The organism is Luteibacter sp. (genome assembly GCF_051958795.1).
GTDB lineage: Bacteria > Pseudomonadota > Gammaproteobacteria > Xanthomonadales > Rhodanobacteraceae > Luteibacter.
Map to the genome: position 1 here is coordinate 1 of NZ_JBQCFT010000293.1, position 14,149 is coordinate 14,149.

12 protein-coding genes are annotated in these 14,149 nt (G+C 63.3%); 5 read left to right on the forward strand and 7 right to left on the reverse strand.

Features of this window, described 5'->3' with window-relative positions; translation table 11 throughout:
• Positions 1-354 (reverse strand): hypothetical protein (locus tag ACTHLF_RS15180; protein ID WP_440328258.1); only part of this gene is annotated, 354 nt, incomplete at its 3' end.
• A gap of 542 nt (positions 355-896) precedes the next feature.
• On the opposite strand from ACTHLF_RS15180, the gene ACTHLF_RS15185 reads away from it, so the two are divergent.
• On the forward strand, positions 897-1,787 hold the full coding sequence (locus ACTHLF_RS15185) for a LysR substrate-binding domain-containing protein (protein WP_440328260.1): 891 nt from the start codon (positions 897-899) through the stop codon (positions 1,785-1,787).
• Here ACTHLF_RS15185 and ACTHLF_RS15190 read toward each other — a convergent pair.
• The 4 genes from ACTHLF_RS15190 to ACTHLF_RS15205 form a co-directional block, all read right to left on the reverse strand.
• A complete protein-coding gene (locus ACTHLF_RS15190) occupies positions 1,756-2,616 on the reverse strand; it encodes a sulfite exporter TauE/SafE family protein (protein WP_440328262.1) in 861 nt (286 codons plus the stop codon). The two genes, ACTHLF_RS15185 and ACTHLF_RS15190, sit on opposite strands and share 32 nt — an antisense overlap.
• Before the next feature lie 156 nt (positions 2,617-2,772).
• A complete protein-coding gene (locus tag ACTHLF_RS15195) occupies positions 2,773-3,690 on the reverse strand; it encodes an MBL fold metallo-hydrolase (RefSeq protein WP_440328264.1) in 918 nt (305 codons plus the stop codon).
• Positions 3,691-3,953: 263 nt separating this feature from the next.
• Positions 3,954-4,256: a hypothetical protein gene (locus ACTHLF_RS15200; RefSeq protein WP_440328265.1), complete on the reverse strand. Its 303-nt coding sequence runs from the start codon at positions 4,254-4,256 to the stop codon at positions 3,954-3,956.
• A gap of 392 nt (positions 4,257-4,648) precedes the next feature.
• Positions 4,649-5,644, reverse strand: a complete 996-nt coding sequence (locus tag ACTHLF_RS15205) for an aldo/keto reductase (protein ID WP_440328266.1) — start codon at positions 5,642-5,644, stop codon at positions 4,649-4,651.
• A 192-nt stretch (positions 5,645-5,836) separates the two neighbouring features.
• Between ACTHLF_RS15205 and ACTHLF_RS15210 the strand changes: the two genes are divergently transcribed.
• Both ACTHLF_RS15210 and ACTHLF_RS15215 read left to right on the forward strand, forming a co-directional pair.
• Positions 5,837-6,727: a LysR family transcriptional regulator gene (locus tag ACTHLF_RS15210; RefSeq protein WP_440328268.1), complete on the forward strand. Its 891-nt coding sequence runs from the start codon at positions 5,837-5,839 to the stop codon at positions 6,725-6,727.
• Positions 6,728-6,782: 55 nt separating this feature from the next.
• Positions 6,783-7,433: a glutathione S-transferase family protein gene (locus ACTHLF_RS15215; protein WP_440328270.1), complete on the forward strand. Its 651-nt coding sequence runs from the start codon at positions 6,783-6,785 to the stop codon at positions 7,431-7,433.
• On the opposite strand, the gene ACTHLF_RS15220 is transcribed toward ACTHLF_RS15215, so the two are convergent.
• Positions 7,430-8,482, reverse strand: a complete 1,053-nt coding sequence (locus ACTHLF_RS15220) for a methyltransferase domain-containing protein (RefSeq protein ID WP_440328272.1) — start codon at positions 8,480-8,482, stop codon at positions 7,430-7,432. The two genes, ACTHLF_RS15215 and ACTHLF_RS15220, sit on opposite strands and share 4 nt — an antisense overlap.
• 288 nt (positions 8,483-8,770) lie before the next feature.
• Here ACTHLF_RS15220 and ACTHLF_RS15225 point away from each other — a divergent pair, with 288 nt between their 5' ends.
• A complete protein-coding gene (locus tag ACTHLF_RS15225; RefSeq protein WP_440328274.1) occupies positions 8,771-10,993 on the forward strand; it encodes a hypothetical protein in 2,223 nt (740 codons plus the stop codon).
• An 81-nt stretch (positions 10,994-11,074) separates the two neighbouring features.
• Here ACTHLF_RS15225 and ACTHLF_RS15230 read toward each other — a convergent pair whose 3' ends face one another.
• The gene (locus tag ACTHLF_RS15230) at positions 11,075-11,707 is read right to left on the reverse strand and encodes a response regulator (RefSeq protein ID WP_440328276.1); all 633 of its coding nucleotides are present in this window, start codon (positions 11,705-11,707) and stop codon (positions 11,075-11,077) included.
• A gap of 169 nt (positions 11,708-11,876) precedes the next feature.
• Between ACTHLF_RS15230 and ACTHLF_RS15235 the strand changes: the two genes are divergently transcribed.
• The coding region (locus ACTHLF_RS15235; RefSeq protein ID WP_440328278.1) for a triple tyrosine motif-containing protein at positions 11,877-14,149 on the forward strand (2,273 nt) is incomplete at its 3' end.

The following is a 14,149-nucleotide window of genomic DNA, read 5'->3' on the forward strand; positions in this document are numbered from 1 at the left end:
CACCGTGCGCTGGACGTGGGAGCAGTTACCCTTCGGCAGCTGGGCCACGAGCGACTGCCAGTTGGCCACGCTCTCGTCGACGACGTAGACCTCCTTGCCCTGCGCCTCGGCGGGCGCGGCGGCCGGCGCCGGTGCGCTGGCGGGAGCCGGTGCCGGGGCGGCCGGGGCCTGCACGGCATGGCCGGGCTGGTCCGTGGCCGCGCTGTGGAACTTGCCCGCATCGTGGGCCGCTTCCGCCGGATCGGCGTGGTGGGCGGCCTCCACGAGCGCCGCGCCGTCGTACATCTGGCGGGGCTCGAGCGCGTAACGGTGGCTACGCGGGCGGAAGGGGTTGTTCGACTTGGTCCCTGGCATGGTGCGCCTTGCTCGTTTCGGGCTATCACGGGCCAAACGCGGCCATCCCGCGGCTGGCTCAGTCGCAGGAGTGAAGGTTTGGTGGAAAAGCTGTGATGTAGGTCACAGCAGTTGCCGCGATCCTATGTATCAGCCGTGTAACGGGGAAGTACGTAACGCAGGAACTTATGTCACGCTGGGCGTGACAAACATTCCCTCCACGGGAGGCGCCCCCGCAAAGGGCGCCGTGGCAGGCTTTGCGCGAATTTGCCGAAGGCGATCAGGCTAAAACGGCAACTAGGAATTTTTCACCCTGTGGGCACTGAGGTTTAGGGCTCCGGGCAAGCGGCGGGATATTAGCTCACGGCCGCCCGGAAAGTGGCGGATCCGCGGCTGCTCGGGGCCGACCTGGCGCTTCACATTCGTGACGATGGGAACGTGCGGGTAAGATTCCCCTCAGGCACGCGGCTTTCACGTTCTGGCTAAGTCGCGCTCACAAGGGGGGCACGACCATCTCGACGTATCAGAAACGGCGCAGCAGCGACGAGAAGCCCGTGCAAGGCATGGATTCCATTGACAATCTTGGCGACCTGTACCTGCTGGTGCAGGCGATCGAGGCCGGTGGCTTCTCCGCCGCCGCCGCCAAGTTGGGCACGACCCGCTCGCTGATCAGCCGGCGGATCCTTGCCCTGGAAGAACGCCTCGGCGTCCGGCTGCTCCATCGCAATGCCCGCCAGTTCGGGGTGACGGCCACGGGCGAACGCGTTTATCAGCACGCCTCCGCCATGTGTGAAGCGGCGATCGCCGCCGAGCGCGCCGCGCGCCTGCCGGGCGAGGATCAACGCCTCGTGCGGATCGAAGCGCACGGCCTGCTCTCACCGATGGTCGCGAGCCTGATGTCGGAGTTCACCGCCGTACATCCGCGCACCCGCTTCGCCGTGACCGTTGGCGGTGGCGATGTATCGCTCCTGCTCCGCCAGCAGACCGATGTGATCCTGAGCCTGCGCGACACGCTGCCGGATAGCACGGATGTGGTAGCACGCTCCCTGGGCGGCCTACGTCGTGTCACGGTCGCGAGCCCGGAGCTATTGCGCCGTGTCGGTGTTCCCAAGCACCCGGGCGAGCTCGATGACGACGACTGCATCTCGCTCGGCGCAGACGCCTCCGGTTTCTGGCATTTTCGCGGCATAGCTCCCCGACGTCGTAAGGTCCGCGTCGCGTTCGCCGACGTCGCCGCACTGATCGCTGCCGCGGAAAGCGGCCTGGGCATCGCCCAGCTACCGCACTACCTCGTCGCGGATTCCTTCACCAGCGGCAAGCTCACCACGCTGCTGGAGGCCTTTGAACCCGAGCCGCTGCCGCTCCACGCGCTTACCGTGAGCGGCCGCGTCGCCGCCGACGCGACGGTGAGCTTCGTGCGCTTCATGCAAAACCGGTTCGGCGACCTGTCCTGACGACCGCCTCGGCCGAGGCTCTTTCCTGAAGGGCACCATCCCGCATTGTCGCGGCGGACTCCGGTGCCACAGGACTGACGACGTGTATACGAACGAGCTCGCTTACTGAAGCCGACGCCATGATCAAGCCGGCCACCGTCATGGCGACTCGGTTCAGATTGTGGAACGCTGCTTCAGAGACCCTGGGCAGAATGTGCTTCACAGCCAGCGCTGACACGATGGCTCCGACGCCCATGATGGCGCCGATACCCATGGCTTCCCGGTTCACCAGGCCGCTCGCGGCATACAACGCCAGCTTGACGGCGTGAACCGTGATTTCGTTGGCTGCACGCGTAGCCACCACGGCCTCTCTCGCCAGGCCATGGCGAAGATAGAACCCGTTGAAAAGCAGCCCGACGGCACCCGTGAGTCCCGAGACCACGCCCGCCACCATACCCAACACGCCAAAGTGGCATGGCCGCAGCTGACGCAGCTCCGGTGGCTCCGAAACTTTCCGGCGCAGCGCGACCACATTGGCCAGAAGGAAGACGCCCATGAACAGCTCAACGTAGAGCGGGCTAACGTGCTGAAGCAGCCACACGCCCATGCCTACCCCAGGCAGGGACCACGGGACGAACCAACGTACGATGGACCAATCGACATGGCGCACCAGGGTGCCGATGCGCGCTGCCGAACTCATGGTGCTGCCCACAGTAAGGGCCACGGGAACACTCGCCAGCGACATCCCTGTGCGCAGCACCGGCATAAGAAGCAGGCCTGCACCACCACCACTCACGGCGCTAAGGCTAAAGGCGATCACGGTACAGACGAAAATAGCCAAACAGAACATCAAACATCTCCTTGGCCGGCCATGATGGTTAGCCTTCCTTAGAGATGCCTGTGTTTCGATCAGCAGTTGTGGGAGCGCGCTGGCGCGCGATGGGCCCCGCGGCACCCCCATCGCGCGCAAGCCCGCTCCCACAGGCCATCTAAAGCTAGTCAGCGTTTAGAAATCCCAGATCACCGGCACCCAGCGGTACTTGCCGCCTTCCTTCGCCACATGCCCGACCGACGGGAACGGCAGGTGGGTTGCCACCAGCATCGAACGCGCCTCCGCTATGTCTTCCAGCAGGCGCACACGCACGCGCGATGCTTCAGCGGGATCGTGCTCGAAGCCGTTCTGCCATTCCGGGTGGTCGAACGCCACCGGGAACAGCGCATCACCCGCGAAGGTCAGGCGATCGCCACCCGAGGTGACGTCGACCACGCAGTGGCCCGGCGTGTGGCCGCCGGTGTGGCGCGCAACGACGCCCGGTGCCACTTCATAGGTTTCGTGGAAAGGCTGGATACGGTCGCGGTACGCGGCTGCAAACTGCTTTGCGGTTTCACGCAGCACCGGCGGAACGGCTTCCGGCATCACCGTCTGGGTGAAGTCCGGCGACTCCCAGAACGCAAGTTCCGCGGCGGCGACATGGATGCGAACATCCGGACGCAGGCGCTCCTTCACGCCATTGACCAGCAGGCCGCCAACGTGGTCCATGTGCATGTGGGTAATAACGATGTCGGTGATCGAGGAAAGCTCGATACCGGCGGAGGCGAGACGCTGCGGCACCTGGCCAGCGCGCGGGAAGCCAGGGAACTGACCACCGAGGCCGGCATCGATCAGGATCGTCTGCTCGCCGCTGCGGGCGACCATGACGTTGAGCGGCCAGTCGTACTTATCCGGCGGCATGTACATGTGGCCAAGCCAGTCGGAAAGATCGGCAGGGCGAGCGTTGTGCGCCATCGTCACCGTCGGCAACGGCAGCACGCCGTCGCTGATGACGAGGACATCGATATCACCGACCTTCACGGCATAACGCGACGGAACAAGCTCATCGGTCGTGTGCGCGGCTTTGTGTGGTGCATGGGCTACAGCAGACATGTTGGATTCTCCATGGCGACGATGCGCGGTTACGGTACGCATGCATCGTAGGCCGGGGAGAAACGTGCCAGTAGATCCGTGGGGTGCCGCACGGTGTTGCCTCGCATGCACCAAAGCGAGCGCGCGTTGCACGCGCTCGCCTCGACTTGCACGCAGTCACTGTAGGAGCCCGCCCTGCGGGCGACGCTGTTCGCGATTTCGCTCAGGACCTGTTGCGTATGCGCGAAAGATGTCGCCCACAGGGTGGGCTCCTACAACACTGGTTAACCCGAACGAGCCATCTGCTCCCAGCGCAGCTGCTGGTACACGGAGCTCATCCGCGCCGAGCCTTCCTGGATCATCATCACCACGGCTTCAACCGCCATGGCGGCGTCCTGCGTATCCACCTCACCCTCCTCCGCGCCATGCAGGTGGTCAGCAATTACCTGCGCAGTGCTGCACGAGTGCTGCAGCCACTCGAGCGCGAGGTTGAACTGGTCGGTCGTGGTGAGATCCTCGGGATCCACCACATCGCCCGGAAGGTACATCTTCACCCGCACCGGTGCGGGCTCATGGTTGTGCGTCATCACTTCACTCCTTCTCCTGGGGTCGTCGCCACGTCCTTCAACATCAGGTTCGTGCGACGAAGCCAAGCTAACAAAGCGCAACACAGCTGTCTGTAGGCGCCGAAAGCGAAGATTCTCGACTTCTGTAGGCGTCGCCCGCGCGCACATCTTGTCCACGAAATATCGGATTGCACCAGTGTTCAACGGACAAGTAAGATCCGCCACGGAGCCGCCGAAAGGACGCTCCTAAAGGATTCATCAGGCCGGTGAGAGATGAGTCCCGCCCCCTTCCATGAAGGGCCCTACGATGAGTGGGTATGAAGAGCCTCCGGTGTGTGAATTGAAAAGGGCCCTCGCGGGCCCTTTTCTCATTTCAGATTCTAAAGAATGGCTACGCTTAGGCTTGCGACATGCTAGCGGCCGACCAACTTCATGAGGTGTTCCGGATAACGATCACCGGTAATGACGATCGCTTCGGCGGCCTTCTCGATGTTCGCCAGCTCGCCGCTCGTAAGTTCGACCAGCGCCGCCGCTACATTTTCCTCGAGGCGATGCAACTTAGTCGTTCCAGGGATCGGGACGATCCACGACTTGCGCGAGAGTAACCAGGCCAGGGCGACCTGCGCCGGCGTGGCACGCTTCTGCGCGGCGATAGTTTTCAGAAGTTCTACGAGCTCTTCGTTCGCCGGCATGGCTTTCGCGGTGAAGCGGGGAAGCTGCTTGCGGAAGTCGTTATCGCTTAGCTGGGTCTCCCTTGTCATCGCGCCGGTGAGGAAACCCTTTCCGAGCGGACTGTAGGCAACCAGACCAATGCCTAATTCTTCGCAGGTGGCGAGGATGCCATTGTTCTCCGGCCCACGCGTCCACAGCGAGTATTCGTTCTGCAGCGCCGTAACCCGTTGCACCTTATGTGCACGGCGAACAGTCTCCGGACCAGGTTCGGAGAGGCCGAAGTGGCGGACCTTGCCTTCTGCGATCAGGTCTTTCACAGCACCGGCAACGTCTTCGATAGGCACGCTCGGATCGACACGGTGCTGGTAGAGCAAATCGATGGTGTCTATACCGAGGCGCTTCAACGAAGCCTCTGCGACCTTGCGAATATGTTCAGGGCGGCTGTTAAGACCGTTCTGCTTGCCAGTTTCCGGATCGATATCGAAACCGAACTTCGTGGCGATCACCACCTTGTCGCGGATCGGCGCAAGGGCCTTGCCGACGACCGTCTCATTCGTGAACGGCCCGTAGACCTCGGCTGTATCGAAGAAGGTGACGCCGCGGTCATAGGCTGCACGAATCAGGGCAATGGCCTCGGCTTCAGGTGTGACCGTGCCATAGCCGAAGTTCAGGCCCATGCAGCCGAAGCCGATAGCTGAGACTTCGAGGCCGCTGGTGCCAAGGGAGCGCTTTTGCATTTGGGTGTCCTCGGGGATGGTTGCAGCGCCAGCCTTGATGGAAATAGCGCCGGCGGGAGATGCCATACGAGAAGATAGGCGCTCGATCGCTAGTGAACTAGACAGGATATTCCGCAAGGACCTATGAATTCCTGATATGAATACCGTCCGTCGGTGCTAGCATGGCCGGTGCCCTCCCCGCCCGGCACGGCCATGCGCAAAGACATCCAGGACATCATGGCCTTCATCGCGGTTGCCCGTGAGCGCAGCTTCACCAGGGCCGCCGCGAAGCTGGGGACCTCGCAATCCGCACTGAGCCACACGGTCCGTGGCCTGGAAGCCCGGCTTGGCGTCCGCTTACTCACCCGCACCACGCGAAGCGTCGCTCCGACCGAGGCCGGCGACCGGCTCTTGCAGACGGTAGCTCCGCGGCTCGAAGAAATCGAAGCCGAAGTCGATGCGCTGGGTGAACTACGCGAAAAGCCGGCAGGCAAGCTGCGGATCACGACGGCGGAGCACGCCGCAAATACGATTATCTGGCCCGCGCTGGAACGCTTCCTTCCGCAATATCCAGACATCTCCGTCGAAGTGGCAGTGAGTTACCAGCTCGTCGATATCGTCGAGGAGCGCTTCGATATCGGCGTCAGGCTTGGTGAACAAGTGGCTCGCGACATGATCGCCGTGCCGATTGGCCCAGCATTGCGCATGGCCGTTATTGGTTCGCCTACCTACTTTGCGAACCATACGCGGCCGAAGAGCCTGCACGACCTGACGAGCCATAACTGCATCAATCTCCGGCTACCCACGCATGGTGGGCTTATGGCGTGGGATTTCGAGAAGGACGGGCGCGAAGTGAAAGTGCGCGTCGAAGGTCAGGTCACGGCGAGTAGCGGCACCCAGGTACTCGATGCCGCGCTGCGTGGTCTCGGGCTCGGCTGGATACCCGAAGACATGGCACTGCCCCATATCGCCGAAGGAACACTGATCCGGGTCCTCGATAAGTGGTGCAAACCTTTCCCCGGTTATCACCTCTATTACCCAAACCGCCGTCAGGGCGCTCCCGCCCTTGCTGCACTGGTCGAAGCCCTCCGCTACCGCGGTTGACCAACCCGCCCCGCCGCAGGTGTATGGTCGGCGAACCTGGGAGGGGATATTGACCATGACCATTACCATCACCTGCTTCGAACACTCACCTGATGGCGGCAAGGGTCTGGCGCGTGATACGCGTGTGCGGTGGGCGCTGGAAGAAGTGGGGCAGCCGTATGAGGTGCGCGGGGTTCCGTTTCCGAAGCTGAAGGAAGCGGAGCACCTGGCCCGGCATCCGTTCGGTCAAATCCCGGTCTTCGAAGAAGACGACCTGACCCTGTTCGAATCCGGCGCGATCATTTTCCATCTGGCGGATCGTTACGGCGGGTTGCTGCCGGAGGATCCCAACGCGCGAAGCCGGGCGATCATGTGGCTGTTCGCCGCGCTGAACTCCGTCGAGCCTTCCATCCTCGACCTGCAGAACGCGAAGTTCGCGGAGGGTGACAAGCCCTGGGCCTCTGAGCGTATGCCGCTGGTGCTGGAGCGTATCAAGCAGCGGCTGAAGCAGCTCTCCGACCGGCTCGGCGACAACGAGTGGCTCGATGGTGAGTTCAGCGCAGGTGACCTGATGATGGTGTCGGTGCTTTTGCGCCTGAAGCCTTCGGGAATCCTCGGCGGATTCCCGACGCTTACGGCTTATGTAGAGCGCGGCGAAGCCCGCCCGGCATATCAGCGAGCGTTCAAGGCGCAGCAGGCGTTCAACGCGGCATCGGCTCCCGCTTAAGGGCGCGCTTCCAGCACGATGTTGAACGGTGTTTCAGCCGCCCGGCGCAGGCGGCTGAAACCGCCCTCCTCCACGATCACCTTGCGCAGGCGCGTTTCGCCAGCCTGCGCGCCGAGTGCCGGTCCGTGTTTCGCCAGCGATACGGGCACGCAGATCATCGACGAGGCGGCGTAGTAAATGCGACCGACCGGGTTGAGGTTTTCAGCAGGGCTATTCCCGGCGAATGGCTCGACCACCATGCAGGTGCCGTCGTCTTTCAACGCACTACGCGCGTGGCGCGCCGCGCCGTTTGGGTCGGCCATATCGTGCAGGCAATCGAAGAAGGCGATCAGGTCGAAATCGCTGCCCTGGTAACCCGCGGCATCCGCCTGTTCGACGGTGGTGTTCGTGACGCCCGCGGCGTGTGCGCGCTTGCGCGCGGTTTCAATCGAAGGCTCGTGGTAGTCGTAACCGATGAAGTGCGAGTTCGGGAACGCCTTCGCCATCAGCACCGTGCTGGCCCCGTGCCCGCAGCCGATATCGGCGACCTTTCCGCCGCGCGACAGCTTTTCGACCACACCATCCAGGGCAGGTAGCCAGTCGCCGACAAGGTGGGAGTTGTAACCGCCGCGGAAGAATCGTTCCACGCCATGGAAAAGACATGGATGATGCTCGCCCCACTCCATCCCGTTCCCGCTGATGAAGTTCTCCCGGACCCGCGGGTAGGTATGGAACAGCGCCCTCGCGATTTCATAGGCGCCCGGCAGATCAACTGGCCCCGCCGGGTCCGCAAGGCAGGCGGCCTGCTCTTCCGTCAGGTGGTATTTGCCCGTCGCCGGGTCGAGTTCCGCATAACCACCCGCCGCCTGGTTGCCCAGCCATTCGCGCATATAACGCTCATTGGTGCCGACGCGGTTGGCCAGCTCGGCAGGTGTCAGGGATTCCTTTGCAAGCGCCTTGTACAGGCCTAGCTCGTCACCGAGCAGCACCAGCACCGCGCTGAACGCCGCACCCAGGTCGCCCACAGCCTTACCCAGGAACGCATTAAGTTTTCCTTCGTCGATGGACATGGCAGCACGCTCCGCGATCAGGGAGAACGGCAAGCCTGCCAACAGCCTCCCGGCCGGCCGTGTCGCCGGAAGGGCTTGGGGAGTGTAGGTCCGTCGGCGGTGCGGAACAATTTACGTGTTAGCTAAATGCCGGAGCGACGCGCCTTTCCGCAGCGATTGGCCTGCTGATGACGGCATCGCCAGTCACACGAATCCTCTCAGAAAGCCGCACGATTTTTCAGAATTCTTCCATAGACACATCCGACGCCACCGCGCCGAATAGGACCCTTTCAACGAAAGGGGCTAAACATGCTACGTCACTGGATCGCGCGTCCGGCACCGCTGATCATCTTGTGCTGGCTTGCATTGAATGCACCTTTGCTACTCGGATTCCGCGTACTCCCCGGCGACGCTGTGAACGAGTTCTACCCTATGGTCTATTTCAATGCCGAAACCCTACGCGCTGGGTCAGCGCCGTGGTGGAACCCGTACATTTTCTCGGGCTACCCGCAGGTGGCGGACCCACAAGCCATGCTCTTCGCGCCGATCATCACCCTTTGGATGCTCTTAGCCGATCATCCCGGCATGACTTGGTTCGTTTGGGCCGTTCTGCTCCACACCCTTCTGGGCGGCCTGGCCTTCGCCGCATTTCTTCGCCGCTTCCGGGTTGACGATCTCGGCGTAATCTTGGGTTCGCTGGTTTTCATGTGTGGCGGCGTCGCGGCGTCTCGACTTCAACATGTCCCGATCGTTGTCGCATACGGATTCCTCGGGCTAGCCCTACTCTGTACTGTGCGTCTTCTGGACCGACCTTCCATCTGGCGAGGTGCAGCGTTAGGAGCGGCCGCCGCCGGCATCGTTGTCCAACCGGTCCAGCTCACCTACCTTTCCTTCTGGATGTTGGCATTGCTCATTCTGGGCCTCGGCTGGAAACGATGGGGTCGATGGTCAGCACAGGAGCGCACATCAGCAGTCGGGTCGCTGCTTGTGGCCGGCATGGTGTGCAGCGTGCTGGCCGGACCTCAAATCGTCCTGACGGCAGCTTTCCTGGCGATATCCAATCGTCCCGCATTGGATATCGCCATCGCCCATGAGATGTCCGTTGGTCCGGCTACCGTCCTCACGGTTGTGGTTCCGAATGCGTTGCAAAGCCTGCGTGGCACGTATACGGGAGCAGTCGATGCCATTGAAACGTTCCTGTATATCGGCGCCCTTCCTGCCGCCGTATTGCTCGTTGGCATTAGGCACCTTCCGTCGATGCGGCACATCTCATACCTATCCGTCTACGCGATTTTGGTGTGTTTCGTGTCGCTGCTTTTCGCGCTGGGTCGACACACCCCGTTGTATGCCATCGCGTATGGCCACCTTCCGGGCCTGAATCTCTTCAGGCGCCCTTCCGACGCGCTCTATCTTGCAAACATAGGGCTGGCAATACTCGTCGCTGTGTCCTCATCAACGCTTGCCGGGTCACGCAAGCGGACGGTTCAATGTTTCGCGCTTGCGCTATGCATAGCTGTTACTGCTTCGGCGACGATGTATGGCGACGGCGAAGGATGGTTCATCCCTTCGATTATGGCGCCTCTTTCTGTAGCTACAGCACTCGCATGGATGTGGCGAAAACATCGACCGCACCAGGGGGCGCTTATAGTCGCTGCAGCAGCCTGCGTCGTCGTGGACTATCGATCCTTCAACGTAAACGGAGAATTCAATCATTTTAGGGATACGCCAGGAAAGTATGCTGCGGAGAGAGCTGTTCGCTTTCTTACCCAGAGCACGCCACCGGCAACGGTTGGGCCCCCTCCTCGCATTGAGGTGACGGGTCTCGGGGCCGTATGGAAGAACATGGGTGTCGGGTCTCACCTCCATGGCACCCAGGGATATGGGCCGTTGCGGTGGAGCCTCTACGACCGATGGTATGGCGCGTATGGCGATGGGAATGGGCCCCGCCCATCTTCCGTCGCCAACCCCGCCCCAGATAGCAAGATGAACGCACTGCTCGGCGTGCGCTATGTGACGTCCGCCTCGGAAGCACCGATAATCGATTCCGGCGAGGTCGTCTTTTCCGACGTTAAAGTGACAGTCGCTCGCTTGCCCTCTCCGCTTCCCCGGGTGGTAGCTCCCTCAAGGGCCCAGGTCTTAGAGACTGATCGTACCGATGAAGCCATGCACGCATTCAACGTCGCGGACCTCTCAAGTGAGGTTCTCCTGATTCCTCGCGTATCTGACGAGGTTGATCAACTCGCGGCGATGGTAGATGAATGCGTGGGCCACGCGTCTGCATACTCATTGACATGGTCATCCAACCGACAGGAATTCACGACGACAAGCCGCCGGCCGGCGTGGGTGGCGATTTCAGAACTCGATTTCCCTGGCTGGGTGGCACGTATTGATGGCAAGGAAGCGAAGCATTTCCGGGCGAATGGAATGTTCCGAGCAATCTGCGTGCCTGGCGGCATGCATCGGGTCTCGTTTACTTTCGAGCCTCTGCGCATGGTTCGCGCGGTTTGGGAGCGCGTCGACGCTTGGCGCTGAGGTCTGTATCGCGCTTGCGCGCGATGGGTCTTGCCGCGAGCACCCATCGCGCGCGCAAGCGCGCTCCCACAAGGGCAGGCGCTACATATCGAGGAAGCCGCGTTGCATGGCCAGGGTTACGGCGTGGGTGCGGTCGTTGGCGCCCAGCTTCGAGAGGATGTTGCGGATGCGGGATTTGACGGTTTCTTCGGCGATGCTGAGCTCTTCGCCGATTTCGCGGTTGCTGCGGCCGTTGGCGACGAGGCGGAGGACGCTGAGTTCGCGGTGGGTGAGGAGCTCGGAGCCGGTGTGTTTCGCAAGTTCGTTGCGGACCTCGGCGGCGATGACGCGCTTGCCTTCGATCGCCGAGTGCAGGGCGACGAGGATCTCGCTCGTCGTGGCGGACTTCAGCAGGTAGCCGGTGGCGCCCAGCGTGAGTGCGCGCATCACCCGCGCATCGCCGGGGTAGGTGGTGAGCACGACGATCACGACATCCCTATCCCGCTCGCGAATGGCGGCGATCGCCTCCAGCCCGTCCACCCGCGGCATCTGGATATCCATCAGGATCAGCCCCGGGCGCAGCGCCTCGAACTGCTCGATCGCATCCTGCCCGTCCACCGCCTCGCCCACCACGACCATGCCCGGCTCGGCCGTGATCGCGTGGATCAGGCCCGCCCGCATGGCAGGATGGTCGTCGGCGACAAGGACGCGGATGTCGTTGGGCTGGCCGGTCATGGCGGACATCCTCCTGTGGGTCAGTGGCACATGATCGGCTGGGCCGAACAGGCGGCGCAACGTCCGAAAGGGTGATTTTCTGCAAAACGCTCCCGCCGCCAAGCATCCATACTTGCGTGTGCAAAGACCGGCTTGCACCATCGCGCCGCGCCAGGGGAACCTTGTCCACGTGTCCGTCTTCCATGTCATCCGCCCCTTGCTCCTGATCGCCCTGCTCTCGGCCGCCTCGGCCGCGTCGGCGGCAAGCCAGCGCGACGACCTGCCGACCTCGCTGGCCGGCTACTACCACACCGCCTTCCTCCGCCAGAACGGCGGCCCGGGCTCCGTCTACGACATGGCCGAAACCACGGATGGCTACCTGTGGCTGGCCACCAGCAAGGGCATCACCCGCTACGACGGCCTCAGCTTCGTGCCCTTCGTGCCCGCGGCCGGCGAGAGCTTCCCCGATGCCCAGGTCGAGCGGATGTTCGCCGACAGGCAGGGTGGCCTGTGGGTCGCCAGCTCTGGTGGCATCACGCTGGTGAAGGACGGCCACCTCACGAACTTCGGCAAGGAACAAGGCTACCTCGGCGCCCACGGCCACATGTTCGAGGGGCCCGGCGGCGTGTGGTCGTACACCTCCGAAGCGATCATGCGGTTCGATAAAGGCACTTGGCAGGTGGTTTACCAGCGCGATCCCGACACGGGGATCATCTCGGCCTCCCCCGATAGCGACGGCAACGTGTGGGTGGTCGCGACGAAGTCGGTGTTCGTACTCCCCGCGGGCAGCAGCACACCGCGCCCGGTCAACATCGAAACCAAGGACCTGCGCCTGCGCGAGATCGTCATCGGCGCGTCGGGCCGCGTGTATTTCTCCGGCAAGACGGGCATGCGCATCTACCGCCGGCATGGCCTTTCGCTCGAGCCGATGACAGCCCTGCTCGAGACCTACGTGCTCCACGCCCACGAGCACGCCGACGGTTCGCTGTGGCTGACCAGCTCGGTGGACGCGCTGCACTACATCTCCCCGGCCGCGCTCGCCACGGCGGAAGCGAACCACAGCGTGCCGGTCGCCGAGGCGATGACCGCCGACCAGGGCCTTAGCGACAACTACACCACCTTCGCTGTCAGCGACAGCCGCGGTGATGTGTGGGTTGCAACCTCGCAGGGCATGGACCGCTTCCGCCCGGCGACCTTCACCCGCATCGCCCTGCCAAAGGGCATCCACACCGTGAGCGCGGCGGTCGATAACGCCGGCAACGCCTGGGTCGGCAGCGAAACCCACGCGATGCAGTTCCTGCCCGGTGCCGGCGCGCCGGTCGAGACACCGATCCCACGCCTCACCCTTGCCACCTTCGCCGACCGTCGCGACGGCACGGCATGGGCCGCGGGGTTGAGCGGCGTGTGGCAGCTGATTCCCGGCGCGCCCAAGGTAGTCACGACCTTCGCCCCCGACGCGATGCCAGCCATGGGCGCACTGCCCTGCCTGCTCCGCGACCGACAAGGCGCCTTCTATATCTGCCAGTCGTACACGGGGCCGAACGGGCTCGTCTACTCGCAGGGGAGCACCTGGAAGAAGGTCTTCGACCATCCCGTCGGCCCGCTGGTGCTCAGCGAAGACGCGGACGGCAACGTCTGGGTCGGTGGCCGTGAGAAGAACCGCCTCTTCCGGGTCAAGGACGGCGTTTCGGAGGTGAGCTTCGGTGCGAGTGAAGGCCTGGCTGTCGGCAGTCTCCGCTCGCTCGTGCCGGTGAAGGGTGGCGTGTGGGTCGGCGGCGACGACGGCGTGCAGTGGTTCGACGGGAAGCGCTTCACGAAGCTGGCCTTCGCAAACCCGACGCTCGCCTCACCGGTCTGCGGCATGGTCCTCGATGCGCAGGGCAACCTGTGGATCCAGACCCTGGATACCGTGTTGCGCGTCACCGCCGGCGATCTCGCCAAAGCGCTGGGCGATGCCTCGTTCCGGATCCAGCCCGGCGTGTACACGGAAGAAGATGGCGTGCCCGGCGACGGCTCGCTCTCGTGGACACACCCGGGGCTGCGCCTTGGGCCGGATGGGCGCATCTGGGTGCAGACGGATACCGGGCTGGGCTGGGTCGATCCCGCACGGCTGCGCAGCGACACGACGGCGCCGCAGATCCATATCGACGGACTGGAAAGCATGGGCGCGGTGAAACGCGATGCCGCCGGCAAGCCCATACTCTCGCCGGTACAACGCACGCTGCGCATCCGCTACACCTCGCCCGCCCTCGATCGCGCGGACATGGTGCGTTTCTGCTACCGCCTTGTCGGCCTCGACAACGCCTGGATGGACGTCGGGAGCCGCCGCGAAGCCACGTTCACCAACCTCGACCCGGGCTCGTATCGCTTCGAGGTCATGGCGATCTCCGGTGCGGGCGTGAAGAGCGGCGCGCCGGCCGTGTTGTCGTTCCAGCGCGAGGCCGCCTTCTACGAGACGTGGTG